At 58.6% G+C, this 17042-nt stretch carries 15 protein-coding genes; 8 read left to right on the top strand and 7 right to left on the bottom strand.

The annotated features are described in order from the left end of the window. Positions 1 to 300: 300 nt before the first annotated feature. The 3 genes from ACQE3E_RS05595 to radC all read right to left on the bottom strand — a co-directional run bounded on the left by ACQE3E_RS05595 (position 301) and on the right by radC (position 4495). Positions 301 to 2268 (bottom strand): DUF3857 domain-containing transglutaminase family protein, encoded by a 1968-nt coding sequence (locus ACQE3E_RS05595; RefSeq protein WP_313728755.1) that lies wholly within the window; start codon positions 2266 to 2268, stop codon positions 301 to 303. After that, a complete protein-coding gene (locus ACQE3E_RS05590; protein WP_313728756.1) occupies positions 2265 to 3704 on the bottom strand; it encodes a hypothetical protein in 1440 nt (479 codons plus the stop codon). Before ACQE3E_RS05590 ends, ACQE3E_RS05595 begins: the two co-directional genes overlap by 4 nt. Before the next feature lie 116 nt (positions 3705 to 3820). Beyond that, a complete protein-coding gene (gene radC, locus ACQE3E_RS05585; RefSeq protein WP_427501304.1) occupies positions 3821 to 4495 on the bottom strand; it encodes a RadC family protein in 675 nt (224 codons plus the stop codon). A gap of 92 nt (positions 4496 to 4587) precedes the next feature. Here radC and coaBC point away from each other — a divergent pair, with 92 nt between their 5' ends. The 4 genes from coaBC to argB are packed head-to-tail and all read left to right on the top strand — an operon-like array spanning position 4588 to position 9720. Then, positions 4588 to 5793, top strand: a complete 1206-nt coding sequence (gene coaBC, locus ACQE3E_RS05580; RefSeq protein WP_313729455.1) for a bifunctional phosphopantothenoylcysteine decarboxylase/phosphopantothenate--cysteine ligase CoaBC — start codon at positions 4588 to 4590, stop codon at positions 5791 to 5793. Beyond that, the gene (gene dut, locus ACQE3E_RS05575; protein WP_313728757.1) at positions 5765 to 6220 is read left to right on the top strand and encodes a dUTP diphosphatase; all 456 of its coding nucleotides are present in this window, start codon (positions 5765 to 5767) and stop codon (positions 6218 to 6220) included. The genes coaBC and dut overlap by 29 nt, the downstream gene beginning before the upstream one ends. A gap of 17 nt (positions 6221 to 6237) precedes the next feature. Next, on the top strand, positions 6238 to 8814 hold the full coding sequence (locus ACQE3E_RS05570; protein WP_427501303.1) for a phosphomannomutase/phosphoglucomutase: 2577 nt from the start codon (positions 6238 to 6240) through the stop codon (positions 8812 to 8814). A gap of 12 nt (positions 8815 to 8826) precedes the next feature. Then, on the top strand, positions 8827 to 9720 hold the full coding sequence (gene argB, locus ACQE3E_RS05565) for an acetylglutamate kinase (RefSeq protein ID WP_071157229.1): 894 nt from the start codon (positions 8827 to 8829) through the stop codon (positions 9718 to 9720). Here argB and ACQE3E_RS05560 read toward each other — a convergent pair. The 4 genes from ACQE3E_RS05560 to murJ are packed head-to-tail and all read right to left on the bottom strand — an operon-like array spanning position 9703 to position 13720. After that, entirely contained in the window at positions 9703 to 10698 is a 996-nt protein-coding gene (locus ACQE3E_RS05560; RefSeq protein WP_064025270.1) for a DUF4124 domain-containing protein, read from the bottom strand. The genes argB and ACQE3E_RS05560 overlap by 18 nt on opposite strands. A 14-nt stretch (positions 10699 to 10712) precedes the next feature. After that, positions 10713 to 11288 (bottom strand): YggT family protein, encoded by a 576-nt coding sequence (locus tag ACQE3E_RS05555; protein WP_064025272.1) that lies wholly within the window; start codon positions 11286 to 11288, stop codon positions 10713 to 10715. Then, positions 11288 to 12115 (bottom strand): pyrroline-5-carboxylate reductase, encoded by an 828-nt coding sequence (proC, locus tag ACQE3E_RS05550; RefSeq protein ID WP_168032164.1) that lies wholly within the window; start codon positions 12113 to 12115, stop codon positions 11288 to 11290. Before proC ends, ACQE3E_RS05555 begins: the two co-directional genes overlap by 1 nt. 60 nt (positions 12116 to 12175) lie before the next feature. Beyond that, positions 12176 to 13720, bottom strand: a complete 1545-nt coding sequence (murJ, locus tag ACQE3E_RS05545; RefSeq protein ID WP_071157223.1) for a murein biosynthesis integral membrane protein MurJ — start codon at positions 13718 to 13720, stop codon at positions 12176 to 12178. A 102-nt stretch (positions 13721 to 13822) separates the two neighbouring features. On the opposite strand from murJ, the gene rpsT reads away from it, so the two are divergent. From rpsT to ACQE3E_RS05525, 4 genes are all read left to right on the top strand, one after another. Continuing rightward, entirely contained in the window at positions 13823 to 14086 is a 264-nt protein-coding gene (gene rpsT, locus ACQE3E_RS05540; RefSeq protein ID WP_064025278.1) for a 30S ribosomal protein S20, read from the top strand. A gap of 224 nt (positions 14087 to 14310) precedes the next feature. Continuing rightward, a complete protein-coding gene (locus tag ACQE3E_RS05535; protein ID WP_064025280.1) occupies positions 14311 to 15321 on the top strand; it encodes a Gfo/Idh/MocA family protein in 1011 nt (336 codons plus the stop codon). Between the two features lie 252 nt (positions 15322 to 15573). Continuing rightward, a complete protein-coding gene (locus ACQE3E_RS05530) occupies positions 15574 to 16173 on the top strand; it encodes a hypothetical protein (RefSeq protein WP_064025282.1) in 600 nt (199 codons plus the stop codon). Positions 16174 to 16177: 4 nt separating this feature from the next. After that, the gene (locus ACQE3E_RS05525) at positions 16178 to 16930 is read left to right on the top strand and encodes an MBL fold metallo-hydrolase (protein WP_064025284.1); all 753 of its coding nucleotides are present in this window, start codon (positions 16178 to 16180) and stop codon (positions 16928 to 16930) included. The last annotated feature ends 112 nt before the right edge of the window (positions 16931 to 17042 follow it).

The raw sequence follows: 17042 nt of genomic DNA, 5'->3' as shown, positions 1-17042 counted from the left end.
GCGGCAATTTGTCGCATCTTTATTTCAAATCCTCCACAGCCCAAGTAATTCGGCCTTTCCGATCGCTAAGTCCCCGACGCCGACTGCTTTTGTTCGGCTGATGGCCAGCGATATCCGGCGCCGGGTGTACTTTTGCCCGGTGGGTATCTTGCGAAAGCCCCTGTCTGTTGGGCGGATTACCCGACTCGCGCGGCAACAACGTCTGCACTATAAACCTAGATTTATACTGCGCACCGCCATCCGCCTGACGGCCGCCGCGATGGGCAGCGCCCGTCCGCGTCCCGCTCACGGCGGGGACAGTTACTGTTGCGAACCTCCGCTTAGACTGAATCTAAACCGGGACTCGTAGCCGACCAATTCTAAAAATCGATTGTATTCGGCGATCTTGGCAACCGGAATCTCGGCTTTTGGCATTTCCAAACGGGTATAGGCGGTCACGACTTCGCCATCCTGACTGACATGCCGATGCAACTCGCCCCAAGCCGACACGTAATCGATTTTTGGGCCTCCGCTGGCGACACGTCTTCCGGCCGGCACCCGAAAACTCAACTCGCTACGGTAATCAATGCCTTCAAAACGATAGGGATAGTGCCGATTCGAGGTTTTGGCGTCGTTTGCCAAATCGCGCAGCCACGAGTCGCTCTCCTGATAGGAAGTCAGCTGTCCGAGCGTAAACAAATTGGGGTATTCCGTCACCGAATTCAACGCGATCCCGGCTTCGGAAGTTTCAAGTCCTTGCACCGAAACGCTGGGCGCGACTTGGTCGCCCATTACCGCCCGAAAATCCTCCAATAGCCAACGCTCGGACTCGGCTTTGGATTTAGCCGCCAAGACCCGCCGCAATCCGGCGGCCCAATGCGACTCGTAGCGCCTGACCAAAGTTTCGACAACGCTGCCGGCTTCGGTCAACCGATTCTCGGCCTTTACGCTGGCCACCCACGTAAAAGGCTCGCTGGGCAGGTTGCGCGGTGCTGCGCCGTCTTGGCCGACCGTCAGTGCCACCGCGCCATGCAGCGTATGCGGCAAGCGGCTGCCGGCGGTCTCGGGATCGGTCAAGTCGGTGCATTGCTCCTGGTCTTTACCGAAATTGACGCAAGCAATCATATGATTGAAATAGCTCGAAGACGGCAGTAACAATTTGTTCAGTGCTCTGCGCTTGGTTGAGGTCAACACCGGGTATGCGTCCAGACCAGCGCGGCGTGCCAGATCGACGAACAGCATGGCCTTATCCTTACAATCGCCGAAGCGACGCTCTAGCGTCGCCGAAGTGGGACGCGGGATCACGCCGCCGTGGCCGTGCTCCAGGCCAACGTAGCGTATATCCCGCGCCACGAACGCCGCAACGCGCTTGAATAATTGACGGGGATTGGCAACCCCGTTACTCAGCCGCCCGATCTCGGCGTCCAAGCGCTGGTCTTTTGCCAGTGCTGAATCGGTCAACGTGCGGATCCGCGCGGAAATCGCCGGCCAATCGTCGGGCTCCGCCAGCGTCAAAACCGGCAACAGATCTTGCGGGGCGGGCATTTGTTGATCGTAGGGCAGCGGCGCGACCGCGCCCAACGTCGCGCAATGCAAGGCGGCAGTCTCCTCGTGACAGGCCAGATTGCTGTCATCTGTCCTCCACGTCGGTTTGCGCGCGTCGCTGTCCCAGCTGACATCGACTTGGAAGCGTTCCACCGGGTAAAAATAGGCTGAAAATAGATTGCGCGACCAGGGCAACGGTACCTTTTTAGACGCGGTTACGATTTTATAGCGCAGCACGGCGATACTGCCTGGCTTCAGCGGAGTGAGCGGAATCGTCACGAACAGACTATCGTTGAAAATATTGGGTGAATTGTCGGTATTGATTTGCAAAAGATCCGGCTCGACGTCGGTGGAGACACCTTCCGGCTGCAACACGTAAGCGGCCTGAATTTCCGCGCGTTGCGATGCCGCATCGAACCAAAACCCCACGTTGCCGTCGTTCTCGATCGCGCTGCTGGTTAGATACAACCACGTCTCGGTCACGGTTTCCTCGACTTGACCATTCTTCAACAGTTTGAATTGATGCTCCTCGCTCAAGGCCACACTACCATAGCCGGCGCTTTCCAAAGCTTGGACGCGATCCGGAGTTGGCGCCAACTCCCGATAGCTGGAATGACGCGCGGTTTTTAGGCAACGCAACAAGTCCGCGGAATAGCCGATTTGCCGCAATTTGCTTTCCGTTCCACCGGCCGCGCACGCTAGCGCCCAACCCAGCATCAACAACAGTCCCAGTGCTTTATTCATGATTCGTTGCCAGCCGTTGCCAAACGAAAACTTCGCACCAAGGCCCCTACGTCGGCCGCCGACTGTTTTTGGCCCTGGCCGATGACTTCGATCACCTGGTCGCGAGCAACGAGCGTTGCCACATAAAGCTCGTGGGCGCCAAACGTGAAAGGCGAGTTTTGACTATACCGAGCCAACGACATCGGTTGCAGTTCGCCAGCCCATATCAAGGTCCGGGTCTCCTCGATCTTGAAATCGCGCCAGTCCCCGGCAATCGACGCCTGACGCCGATCGACATAGTAATCCAGCGATTGCCGTTCGCTGGGTCGGACTCTGACCAAAACCCACTCGTCTTCCGCCGAAGTCAGCAGCTTCATATCGGTGTCGGGGAAGCTCCCGGAATTTGCCCGTCGCCATTTTCCGCTCGGAATTGTCAAACGATAGTTTGACGCGACACCGGCGACAACTTGTTCGGCTCGCAGACGCTCCCCAGTGTAGAACGCTAGCTCGCCCCTGCCGAGGTACAATGCGAAAACCATGAACGGCAACCCCGCTAACAACACGGCGCGTTGCCGCCAACTGTAGCGATCCGGCTCCTCACGCCACGGTAACCCAGCACTGCGGCGCAACTGGTTCATCCTTTCTTGCAATATCAACCAGGGGACGGCACCGATAACGACCGTGATCGGTAACAAAAAACCTGGGGCCAGCCAGCCGAAGAGTTCTCCGGCGATCATCAACACCAACAAAGTACCGGGCGCGGCTCCGAACCGGAAACGCTGATTTCCCGCGACGCGACTAACTCGCCGCGCCACCTGATAGAACACGTTCAAATTGTAAAGGGGCACCATCATCATCCAGGCGCAACGCGTCGGGTTTAGACGCGTTTCGCTGACTTCGGTCAAATCCTTGACGATGCGGTACATCAGGAAACAAGCATAGAGTCCCAAACTAAAAAACAACAGCCAGAACACCCGCCCGACTGGCGTCGGCGGATAAAGCGAGGCCTCCGCGCGAGGTTTGCTCGAAGAAACAAGCATCGGCCGTCCGCCTGCAGGCACCGAGTCGTCACTGTCCGATTCGGCAGCGTTCGGCCGCGTCTTAATTACATGTCGCTGATGTCCGAACCAAAATAAGCAGGCGGCAAGCAGCGCGAACCCTATACAAAGGCCAAGGCTGACGAACAGCGTATCTTCCTTGCGTTGCGAATAATCCAGTAGCGGGGTCAATCCAAAACCCACGCAAAACATTAACGCCAACGTACCGCCTAGAAACACGCCGCCACCCTGGTAATTCTTGATCGCGGCCGATAGCGTCAAAAGCCCGGCCACACCGAGCGCGGCCGGTAAGGTGCCGCAGGTGCCGAAGGCAACGGCAACCCAAAATGCCAATCCCAGGTAAACCGAACTGACACCATATAACATCCGCGCGGGCAATCTCCTGCGTTTTTCATTCATCCTTATAATCCATCGATATTGACTTCATGCTGTCCAAGCGGCGCATGCCCGAAGATTCGCGAGATTCGACTCGGCCGCCCTAGTCGAGTCTCGCGTCCGACTTTCCCGGCGGCATATCATATCAAGCCATGCTCGGCAAACGAATAGGGTAAGCCGTCTCCGACAATAAAATGATCCAGTACGCGTATGTCGAACAGGCCGAGGGCTTGTTTGAGCTTATCGGTGAGCAAGTGGTCGGCCTGACTGGGCTCGTTAATACCGGACGGATGATTGTGGGCGAAGATCACCGCCGCCGCCGCATGGTAGAGCGCGCGTTTGGCGACTTCGCGCGGGTAAACGCTGGCCCCGTCGATCGTGCCGCGAAACAATTCTTCCCACTGGATGACCCGATGCTGATTATCCAGAAACAGACAGGCGAACACCTCGAAATCGTAACCGCGCAATTGCGCGCTTAGGTAGGCGCGAGTGGCATCCGGGCTAGTCAGCGCGTCGCCGCGCTGCAACACTTCGGAAAAATGCCGACGCGCCATTTCCATGACCGCTTGCAACTGGGCGTATTTGGCATCGCCCAAGCCCTTGCTTTCGCAAAAGCGCTGGCGGTCGGCGGCCAGCAACCCCCGCAACGAGCCGAAATCGCGCAACAGCTCGCGCGCCATATCCACCGCCGTCTTGCCGGCGATACCGGTACGCAGGAAAATCGCCAGCAATTCGGCATCGGACAAGGCCGCCGCGCCGCGCTGCAACAACTTCTCGCGGGGACGTTCGTCCGCCGACCAATCCTTGATGCTCATTGTCGCTCCCGGCCGGAAAAAACGGTTCAAGCATAGAAGAATCCGGGGGAGTTTGCCATAATTCCAACTCTTTACCGTTTTGGGGCAAGACGATTAACAAACGCATATTACTGGGAGTTTGCGGCGGTATCGCGGCCTACAAGGCGGCGGAATTGGTTCGCCTGTTGCGCAAGCAGGGCTGCGAGGTGCGCGTCGTCATGACCGCCGCCGCCCGCGAATTCGTCGCCCCGCTGACCTTCCAGGCGCTGAGCGGCCACGCCGTTCACCTGCACTTACTGGACGCAGGCCAGGAACAGGCGATGGGCCATATTCATCTGGCGCGCTGGGCCGATGCTGTCGTCGTCGCCCCGGCGAGTGCCGATCTGCTGGCAAAATTGGCGCACGGTCTGGCCGACGACTTGTTGTCCACGCTGCTGCTGGCCGCCGACTGTCCGGTCTATGTCGCACCGGCCATGAACCAAGCCATGTGGGCCAAGCCCGCCACCCAACGCAATCTCGCTACACTGGCGGCCGACGGCGTTGGCGTGTTGGGACCTGCCAGCGGCGAGCAGGCTTGCGGCGAACTGGGACTGGGGCGGATGCTCGAGCCCGCCGAGCTTTGCGACAGCCTGTTGTCGGACGATCGGGACCGACCGCTACGAGGCGCGCGACTGGTGGTCAGCGCCGGCCCAACCCGCGAAGCGCTGGACCCGGTGCGCTTTATCAGCAATCGCAGTTCCGGCAAGATGGGATACGCATTGGCGGCGGCGGCGACTCGGGCCGGTGCGCAAGTCACGCTGGTCAGCGGCCCGGTAGCGTTGCCGACACCACCGGGCCTCGAACGCATCGACGTCGAAACCGCCGCCGACATGCACGCGGCGGTCATGGCTCTCATGGGCGAAGCCGATATCTACATCGGCGCGGCGGCGGTGGCCGATTACCGACCCAGCGAGATCGCCCCCGTCAAATTAAAAAAGGGGCGGGGCGCCTCGGTGATAGCATTAACCCAAAATCCGGACATCGTCGCCGATGTCGCCGCGTTAAAGCCCAAGCCGTTCGTGGTCGGCTTCGCCGCCGAAACCGACGACCTGGAAAAATACGCCCGAGGCAAATTGATCGCCAAAAATCTGGACATGATCGCCGCCAACTGGATTGGCCGTGAAGACGGCGGTTTCGACAGCGATCGCAATGCCCTGCAAGTCTATTGGCCGGGCGGGGCCGCGAGCTTGGCGATGACCGAAAAATCCGCCCTGGCCGAGCAACTCATCACTCTGATCGCGGAACATTTTCATGCGAAAAATTCAACTAAAAGTTCTTGATCCCCGTCTGGGCCACGACATTCCGCTGCCGGCATACGCCACGGACGGTTCGGCCGGCCTGGACCTGAGGGCCTGCCTGGACACGCCGCTGACGCTGCAACCCGGCGCCAGCACGTTGATCCCGACCGGCCTGGCGATTCACATCGACGATCCGCATCTGGCCGCTGTATTGTTGCCGCGCTCCGGACTCGGCCATAAACACGGCATTGTGCTCGGTAACCTGGTCGGCCTGATCGATTCGGATTATCAAGGCCAAATCTTCGTATCGTGCTGGAACCGGGGCAGCGAGACGTTTATCGTCGAAGTCGGCGAGCGCATCGCCCAAATGGTGTTCGTTCCGGTGGTCCAGGCCGAATTCGAATGCGTGGCCGAATTCGCCGACAGCCAACGCGGCGCCGGCGGCTTCGGCCACAGCGGCCGTCATTAAAATCCGGAGCCGCCGCGATGGGCCGAATATTTAGCATAGTGGCCGCGATAGCGGCTTTGATGGTGCTGGTCACCGGTGCCGCCGGCTACTGGCTGGCGGCGGCCAACGTCCGCGATACCGAGCAATCCAGCGTCACCGCGATTGCCGGCGTAATGTCGGTCGGCGTTGCCAGTCAGATCGACACCCTGCAAAAAGTGGTGGACGGTCTGGCGCAGTCGCCCGAAGTCGCCAACGCCCTGGCCGCCGGCGCAGGCCGCGCCGATTTGGACAAGCTGGCCGCCCGGCTGCAAGACGCGATACCTCAGGCCTTGCGGGTCCGCATTCTGCCGGCCACCGTCAGCGAGCCGGAACTGACGCAAACGCCGAACATGGGCTTCGCCGATCTGGAAATGGTGCGCGCCACGTTGACGGCCAAACAAAAGCCGATGGTGCAAGGCGAGGGCGAACACCGCCATCTGGCGATCACCAGCGCCGTCGTCGCCAACCAGCAGACGCTGGGGGCCGTACTGGTCAGCCTGAAACCGGATCTGGTTCAGCAACTCCTGTCCAGAACCATTTTCAATGCGGGCCTGATCGAAATCAAACAGGACCAAAGCGTGATTGCCAGTGCCGGCAACCCGGCCGCCAAACTCGACGAACCGCAATCCCTGCCGTTGACCAACACCCGCTGGCAACTCGATCTCTGGATCGGTAGCGGCGACAGTACCGGCAACACGGTATTGTTCGCCAGCATTGTCCTGATTCCGGCCATGTTGGCCTGCCTGGGATTCTTTATCGGCTACCGCAAATTGCACGACTTTCTGCATCATGACCAAAGCGTGATTTTAAAAGCCGCCAAGGACATGATGGCCGGCAAGAAGGTCGGCAACTACCCGGTATTGCTCGAAGAAATGCAGCCGATCATCTCGGCGCTGGCGCAATTCAAGCGCATCTTGCAACAAGAACAGACCGCCGAGCCGACCGGCACCGGTTTCGCCGACGATCACGACTTTTTCGACGAATCCTTCGACATCGACTTCGTCGAGGAAGCGCCTCAACCGGCGGCCGAGCCATTCGCCACCGCGCCGATTTCACTGAACACGGCGCCGATCGTGTTGAATACCGCACCGATTACGCTAGGCCAACCGGCGGACGCCGAACCCGGCCCGCCCCCACACCCAGCGCCGGCCTCCAGCTCGGCGCCCAAGCCATCCGCTCCGCCGCCACGACCCGCGCGCAACGACTTCGCCGACAGTTTTCGCGGCTACGACATTCGCGGCGTCGTCGGCCGCGGCCTGACCCAGGACGGCGTGCGCGACATCGGCGCCGCTTTCGCCAGTCTGGCGCTGGAACAACAAGTGCCCACCGTCGTCGTCGGCCGCGACGGCCGGCTGTCCAGTCCGGCGTTGGCCGAAGCCCTGGTGGCCGGCATCCGCTCGACCGGTTGCAACGTGCTGGACATCGGCCTGGTGCCAACGCCGCTACTGTACTTCGTCGCCCGCCATTGCGAGGGCCGCACCGGCATCATGATCACCGGCAGTCACAATCCGCCCGACTACAACGGACTGAAACTGGTACTGAACGGCGAAACCTTGGCCGGCCCGGCGATTCAGCAGCTCAAGCAGCGCACGCTGGCCCGCGACTTTCGCCAGGGCGAACTCGGCAAGGTCGAGCTGAATACCGCGTTCAGCAACGAATATATCGGCACGATCGCCGACGACGTGCATCTGGTCCGGCCGATGAAGGTCGTCGTCGATTGCGGCAACGGTGCCGCCGGTTTGCTGGCCCCGTTGCTGTTGAAAACCATGGGCTGCGATATTGTCGAATTGTTTTGCGATATCGACGGGCATTTTCCCAACCACCATCCCGATCCCAGCAAGCCGGAGAATTTGGCCGACCTGATCGGCGCGGTCAAGCATTACGGCGCCGATGTCGGAGTCGCGTTCGACGGGGACGCCGACCGCTTGGGCGTGGTCGATTCGTCGGGCAAAATCATCTGGCCGGATCGGCAATTGATGTTGTTCGCCCGTGACGTGCTGGCCGGCAAGCCTGGCTCCGAGGTGATTTTCGACGTCAAATGTTCCAAGCATTTGGAAGAGCAAATCAGGAAGCGCGGCGGCCAGCCGTTGATGTGGAAGAGCGGCCATTCGATGATGAAAGCCAAACTCCACGAGACCGGCGCGGCGCTGGCCGGCGAAATGAGCGGTCATATCTTTTTCAACGACCGCTGGTTCGGCTTCGACGACGGCCTGTACGCGGCGGCGCGCTTGATCGAGATTCTGTCGGCCGACATGCGCTCCAGCAGCGACGTGTTCTCCGATCTGCCCGACAGCATCAGCACGCCGGAGTTGCTGATTCCGCTCGCCGAGGGCGAAGCGGCGGCCGTGATGACCCAATTGGCAGGCAATGCCCGCTTCCCGAACGCTAAGGTCATCGACATCGACGGACTACGCATCGAATTCGCCGACGGCTGGGGACTAATTCGCGCGTCCAATACCACGCCGGCGCTGACCGCCCGCTTCGAGGCGGACACCAAGGATGCGCTACGCCGGATTCAAGATCAGTTCAAACAGCTGTTGCTACAAATCAAACCCGACCTAGACCTACCTTTTTAATTAAGCTCATTCATGAAAGAAAACACCCCACACCAAATCGCTCACGTTCTGATCGAAGCCCTGCCCTATATCCAAAAATTCAAGGACAAGACCGTCGTCATCAAATACGGCGGCAACGCGATGGTCGACGACGCGTTGAAACATAGCTTCGCTCGCGACATCGTGATGATGAAATTGGTCGGCATCAATCCGGTCGTCGTCCACGGCGGCGGTCCGCAAATCGGCAATCTGTTGACCCGGCTCGGCAAGACCTCGGAATTCGTCGACGGCATGCGCGTCACCGACAGCGAGACGATGGATGTCGTCGAAATGGTGTTGGGCGGCTTGGTGAATAAGGAAATCGTCAATCTGATCAATATGCACGGCGGCAAGGCCGTCGGGCTGACCGGCAAGGACGGCAATTTCATCCACGCCCGCAAGATCGCCATGACCAAGGCCGGCGCCAATGTCGACGATGCGCCGGAAATCATCGATCTAGGCCATGTCGGCGAGGTTAGCAGCATAGACCCGGCCGTCGTGGACATGCTGGTGCATAGCGACTTCATCCCGGTGATCGCGCCGATTGGCGTCGGCGCGGACGGCCATTCCTACAACATCAATGCCGATCTGGTGGCCGGCAAGGTCGCGGAAGTGCTGAAAGCGGAAAAACTGATGTTGCTGACCAACACCGCCGGCATCCTGGACAAGCAAGGTAAGCTGTTGACCGGCTTGAGAATGCCGGACATCGATGCACTGATCGCCGACGGCACCATCTCCGGAGGCATGATTCCGAAAACCCGCTGCGCGACCGACGCGCTAAAAGGCGGCGTCAACAGCGTGCATATCATTGATGGCCGGGTGGATCACGCGGTGTTGCTGGAGTTGTTTACCGACCAAGGGGTTGGCACCTTATTGCTGCGCCGCTAAGCCGGATTGCAGATACGGCGCGAAGCTTTGCCGCAAACTCTTGACTTTGGCGCTGTTGCAAAGCTCGTTGCCCAAACTGGACTGACGGCAACGAATATCCAGGAATATCTGTCTGACCTTGCCCTGCTCGAGCAAGGAAGCCGACAGGCTCAAATCGTCGTCCTGTTGCGGCGCGGCCCGCATGATCAATTTTTCGGTCTCCACATCGGGCCCGGTGCTGGAATTGGCCGCGACAAACTCGCCGGCCAGTTTCCAGGCTTTTTGGCATTGTTCGGCGTCCTGGCAAACAAACAAACCCAATTCGTTGCCGGCGTTGCTGGCGGCCAGCGAAGAATTGGCGGCCTTGGCGTCGGCATTGGCCTGGGTCAGAAACTGGAAACGCGCCATGTCGGCCCGAAAGGCTTTTTCGGTATTTTGGCGCTCGCTATGGTGATCGGCCAACTCCTGATTGGACTGGCCGATTTGCTGCTTGGTCGCGGCAATCTCGTCGAGCAGTTTGCCGGGCACTTTCTGGCCGTTGCGTTCGTGTTCGGCGGCTTGCTGTTCCTGCTTCAGCAACTGGCTCTGCAATCGCTCGATATTACCTTCAATGACCTTACGTTTGGCGTCGAAGCTAGCCAATTTGTTGCCTAGGGCCTTTTCCATGTCGTCCAGGCTGCGAAACGTGCTGAGCAGCACCTTGTCGTTGGCGGCCTGCTTGGCGACGATTTTTTCCTGTTCCTTGCGCAACGCGTCCAGGCGTTTTTGCTGGGCCAATTCCTCGGCGGTCTTGGCCTTTTCGACGGTCTCGACGATCCGGGCTTTCTCGGTCAGGGTTTCCCGCTTGTGCTGGACTTGGTCCGGCGGCACTTGGTCGGAAAAATAGACATTGCCGTTTTCATCGACCCAACGATACATCTTCTTGGCCTGAACCGATGGACCGACCAGCAATAATGCCGCGAGCGCGACCAACGTGGTGGTTTTCAACGTGCCGCGCATCGCCGCCCGCCTCGTCAGCCCAAAATCGCGATCAATTGATGCAACGGCGGCAATACCATCATCTTAGCCAGTTGCAGCAACACTAGCGCGGCCAACGGCGAAAGGTCTATGCCGCCTAAATCGGGTATCACCCGCCGGCAGACGTTCAGCAAGGGCTCGGTCAAGCTGTAAAGTATCGACGACGCACCGCTATAGTTGCCGGGCGCGAACCAGCTCAGAATCGCCGCCGCGAAAATCGCGTACACGAAAATATCGAGGATCATTTTCAGCAGATCGGCGAACGACAGCAAGGCTAGCGCGACAAAACCGACCGACAAGTCCTTGACCGCCAAAATCGCAAAGTTCGCCAACATTTGCAACAGCAAGGCCAGCACTAGCGACGAACTGTCGATGCGGCCGAATGCCGGTATGAAGCGGCGCATCACCCGCAACGGCGGATGGGTGACTTTCACCAGAAACTGCGAGACCGGATTGTAAAAATCCGCCTGCGTCCACTGCAGCAAAAACCGCAACATCACCGCCAGGATGTACAGCGAAAACAGCGTGTCGATCAGGAATACCACCGGATCGGTCATGTAATTGCTTCCCATCAATCGGCTCCCAATTGTTTGGCCATTTCAACCGATCTATCCCGCGCCGCGTGCAAAGCCTTGGACACCAGCGCCTCGAAGCCTCCCTGCTGGAAGGTTTCGACGGCGCGCTGCGTGGTGCCGCCAGGCGAGGTTACCCTGGCCCGCAACTGGGCCGGCGAATCGGCCGATTCCAGAGCAATCTTCGCCGCGCCGAGCGCGGTTTGCTGAATCAGCAAGCGGGCGCTACGTTCGTCCAGGCCCATTTGCAACGCGGCGGCTTCCATCGCTTCCATCAACAGGAAGAAATAGGCTGGACCGCTGCCGGATACCGCAGTGACCGTGTCCAATTCGGCTTCGTCATCCACCCACAACGTCAGCCCAACCGCTCGCAGGATGTTCTCGGCCAAATCTTTTTGTTCGTCGTTGACATTGGCGTTGGCGTGCAATGCGGTGGCGCCGGTCAAAACCAAGGCCGGCGTGTTGGGCATACAGCGCACGATCGCCGTGTCGCCGCCCAGCCATAACGCCAAGCTTTGCTGGCCGATACCGGCGGCGATCGAAACCATCAACCCATGCTTGTGTTTCAGTAGTGGCGCGATTTCCAGCGCCACCTCACGCAATACTTGCGGCTTGATCGCCAACACGACGACCTCGGCTTCGTTAACGACGGTTGCGTTATCGCGGGCGGTATTCACGTGCAGTTGATCGGCGTGAGCGTTCAACAACTCAGCCGAAGTGTCCGATACCCAGATCTGCCGGGGCGAATGGCCGCTGGCGATCAGGCCGCGGATCAAACTGGTCGCCATGTTGCCGCCGCCGATAAAACCGATTGTTTTCGTTTTCATAGATAGTTGACTGAATTAAACGTTTATTCGACTTCGTCGAACCCCAATTATTCTACATGACTATGATGGCGCGACGGAAAAACTCAAGTCCCTCGGCCGCAAACCGCAGATCAAAAGCACCGCCGCATACACTGCGATCGCCCCGCCGACCGCCGCGCCGAGTTGCAGGCCGCGCTGGCCGGCGCCCCAGCTGAACCAGACTTCCGGCTGGACAAAGTAAATCAAAAAGCCCGACATCGTCGCGGACGCGATCACAATCCTAGCCGCGAACGCCAACCAGCCCGGCCGCGGCCGATAGGTGCCGTTCCGCAATAAGGCGTTCAGTAACAGCCCGGCATTCAGATAGGCGGCGAGCGTGGCGGCCAGCGCCACCCCGGCGTGTGCTAAAAACGGCACCAACAACAGATTCAACACCCCGTTCGCGGCGACGGCACTCATCCCGAAGCGCACTGGCGATCGGGTATCCAGGCGAGCGGTAAAACCCGGAACCAGGATTTTGATCAACATCAAAGCCAGTAAACCCAGTGCGTAGGCGGCTAGGCTTCTGCCCGTCATATGCACGTCTTCGACACCGAACTCATGGTATTGAAACAATGTGGATAATAGCGGCTCGGCCAATTGGGTCAATCCCAGGGTGGCCGGCACGCCGATCAGCACCACCAGCTTTAACCCCCAATCCAGAGCCGCCGAAAATGCGGCACGGTCGGCGGCGATATGGTTTTTCGATAGATTCGGTAAAATCACCGTCGACAACGCGACGCCGAGAATGCCGAGCGGGAACTCTACCAGACGGTCGGAATAATACAGCCAGGACACGCTACCGGCCGCCAGAAAGGAGGCGATCAACGTACCAACCAGCATGTTGATCTGGGCCACCGAGACGCCGAAAATGGCCGGCAACATCAGCTTGACGACGCGCTGTACGCCCGGATCGCGGTAAGCCCAGCGCGGCCTCGGCATCAAACCAATCCGCCAAAGCGACGGAATTTGAAACAACAGCTGCATAATCCCCGCCGCGAATACGCCCCAAGCCAATGCGGTGATCGGCCGCTCCAGATGGGGAGCCAGCCAGACCGCCGCCGCGATCATCACCAGATTCAAGATGACCGGCGTCAGTGCCGGGACCGCGAATCGGCCCTCCGCGTTCAGGATTGCCCCGGCGAACGCTACCAGCGAGATGAAAAACAGATACGGCAATGTGATTCTGAGCATCTCCGCCGCCGGCACGAAATGAGCGTGATCGGCGACGAATCCCGGCGCCACCAAGAGTATCAGCAAGGGCGCGGCCATCGTGCCCAACAACGTCATTAAAAACAACAACCCCGCCAGCGTACCGAAGGTACGATCGATGAAGCCTCGCAACGCGGAACGTTCGCCTTGCCCGCTATATTCGGCAAGTACAGGTACGAAGGCATGGGCGAACGCACCCTCGGCAAACAAACGCCGCAATAAATTCGGAATCCGAAACGCCACGAAGAAGGCATCGGTATCGGCGTTGACGCCAAACAGGTTTGCGACCAACATGTCCCGGATAAAGCCCATGACTCGCGATATCATCGTCATGCTGCCGACTATCGCCGTCGACTTGTATAATTGCTTGCTCACTGCGTATCCTGTCGCCGGTCCGGAGTCAATTAAAAGTTGACAATCATAGCATCCAAAAAGATAATGCGCGGTTCCTAACCAACCCAACGACTTGATACCCCTATGGCTAATTCACCACAAGCTAAAAAGAGAGCGCGTCAGGCAGAGGAAAGCCGTATTCGCAATGCCGGACAACGCAGCAATCTCCGCACGTTCATCAAAAAAGTTATCGCCGCCGTCAAGGCCGGTGACAAAGAACAAGCGCAAGCGGCCTTCAGATCGGCCGTGCCGGTGATCGATTCCGCGGTCAATAAAGGCTTGATCCATAAAAACAAAGCCGCCCGCAGCAAAAGCAGATTGAACGATAAACTGCGCGCGATGGCTTAATACGGCCCCGCCGACCGAACCCAAGGCCGAAGCCCGAAACGCTTCGGCCTTTTTTATGCGCGGGGGTTTCTTCACGAGCTGGGCGTGCGGAACTTATGCATTGGTATTCATTCAAAAGACCGCCGCCAAGCTTCGCCGACCACCAGCCAAAACCCGACGGCTTGCGGTCGGCGGGCAAACTGCTAATCTGATCCATCAATGTCGATTCATCCGAGGCAAACACGATGAACAATCCGACCCGACTACGCTGGGGAATCCTCGGCGCCGCACGCATCAACGAACGTCTGCTGCCGGCCATCGTCGAAGCCGACAACGCCGAATTGGTGGCGATCGCCAGCCGCCGCCCCGGCGCCGGCGCCGAAACGCTAGCCAAATACGCGCCAAAGCCGACCGGAGCACAGTGTTACGACAATCTCGATGCCCTGCTTAAAGACGACGACGTGCAAGCGGTGTATTTGCCGATGGCGAATCAAGAACACGCCGAATGGGCTCTGCGGGCTATCGAACACCGCAAGCACGTATTATGCGAAAAACCGATGGCGCTGACGATTGCCGATATCGATGCCATCGAAATTGCCGCCCGCCGCTACAATGTCAAAGTCATGGAAGGCTTTATGTACCGTTTCCATCCGCAGCATCAGCGGGTTCTTGAATTGATAAACGCCGGTTTGATCGGCGAGATCCGCTCGGTCAGGGCCAGTTACTCGTTCATGATGAGACCGGCCCGCCTTTATCGGCTGGCCGACGACACCGCGCACGGTGGCGGAGCGATGTGGGATATCGGCTGCTACGCAATTCACAGCCTCCGGCTGTTTTTCCGGCAAGCACCACTGGCGGTCAGCGCCGTTTCCAAATACGTCGAAAGCGGCGCCGACAGTGTCACTAGCGGCATTGTCGATTTCGGCGACGGCCGCTACGGTCACTTCGATTTCAGCTTCGAGCGGGCTCGTCGTTGCGAATACGAAATCATCGGCACCCATGGCGGCATCAAATGCCACGTCGTCTGGCAGCTGCCGGGCGACGTGCCGGTGATTTCCTGGTGGACCGAAGACGGCCGTCAAGCCGAAGAGCGTTTACCTTACAGCAACCATTTCCGGCTGGAAATCGAACATTTTTCAGATTGCGTGCTAAATAACCGCGACCCGGCATTGTCGCTGGACGACGCCCGCGCCAATTGCCGCATCATCGTCGCCGCGCTGCAAGCCGCCGCCGAAGGTCGAACCGTTAAAATTTAGCCTACGGTTTACCGGCGCGTCATCATCCGGCTCATTTGCCTCCGACGACGCGGTAACCCTTGCAGGCCGACACGTCGAGACAAACGATTCCGTAAACGGACTTAGGGAATAGGCAATGCTGTCTGCCCTTGGCAAGGCCGGACTCGTTCGCCGTGAAAATCAGGGCCAGCTCAAACATTCGCCACCTGATCCAACCCACTTACCCGCGGTAGCGTAGAATGCCCCGCCAATTTGACTAGGAGACTAAGCGCCATGCCGATAAATTCGATTTCCGCGCAGCTGGACATGCAACGGATAGTCTCGCTGAACGAACACATCAAGGAAATCTTGCGGATTTCTTCCGCGTCTTATCTGGTTGCCATCAATTCAATGCTGATCTCGAAAGCCTCCGGCCAGCGTCTACTGGGTTTCGGTGTGGTCAGTTCGGAACTAAGACAGTTCAGTCGAAAGCTGGAAACCGCGATGATTCAGCTCAGCCAGTTAACTTATGCGATGTCCAAAAAAGCCGCCATCTTTAAAAAACTCAGCCGCGAGCGTCATCTGTTGATGACGACGTTAACCAAAAGTCCGCGCGGCGAACAGACGATGAAACTCCCGCTGCAAAACAAATCGGCGGCCTTGCTGTCGGTAACCGACGAGTTTGCGGAAGACATCGAAAAACTAAACCGCTATTCAAAGCGCACGTTACAACTGTGCAAGGCCGGCAACGCCTTGGCGAGGTCGGCCAAAATCGAAGCCGCGCACGGTGGTGATATGCGTCAAGTATTGAACGAAATCGCCGAACAAATCGAGAAAACGGTGCTCAACATCATTTCGCTATTGACGACCTTACGGGCTTCGCTGGAGCACTGAACTCATGAAAAAACTCGAATTTATCTACGAACACGGTCCCCACAAATGGGTCGCCATCGCCCGCGATCCAACCAAGGCCAGCTACTTGATCGATACCAACGAATACCTGATCCTCAACGGCGAGCAGGCGATACTCACCGATCCCGGCGGCATGGAGATTTTTCCCGACGTGTTTTCGGCGATCGATACCGAATTCAACCCCAACCAAATCGTAGGCCTGTTTGCATCCCACCAAGACCCGGATATCATTTCCTCGCTAGCACTATGGCTGGAATTCAACCCCAAACTGAAATGTTATCTGAGCCGGCTGTGGACTAGCTTCGTCCCTCATTTCGGCGGCAATGCCGATACGTTTATCGCGCTACCCGACGACGGTACAACCTTTCTGTTAGGCAACCTCGAACTGGAAGCAATCCCTGCGCACTACCTGCATTCCTCGGGCAACTTTCAACTCTACGACCGCAAAGCGAGCATACTGTTCTCCGGCGATGTCGGGGCAGCCTTGTTGCCGAGCGCGAACGCAGGGCTGTTCGTCGAAGACTTCGATAGCCACATCCAATACGCCGAAGGCTTTCATAGGCGCTGGATGGGTTCTGAGTCGGCCAAGCTGGACTGGTGCGAACGCGTCAGCCGCCTCAAGATCGACATGCTTTGCCCGCAACACGGCGCCATTTATCGCGGTAACGATGTCGAACGCTTTATCAACTGGCTGGCCGAATTGAAAATCGGCACCGGTATCGCCAGTCAGCGGACTTAGCTTGACTACTCCAACGACGACACATGACCAGCCGCCTGGTCCGAGCCTGTCCACCTAACCACCAACATTGACCGCCACCCTGCTCGACGCCCGTAGCCGCTATCGCCTTGCG

The sequence above is a fragment of the Methylomonas sp. MED-D genome (assembly GCF_050276835.1).
Classification (GTDB): domain Bacteria; phylum Pseudomonadota; class Gammaproteobacteria; order Methylococcales; family Methylomonadaceae; genus Methylomonas; species Methylomonas koyamae_A.
This window is presented reverse-complemented; position numbering and strand designations above follow the sequence as displayed.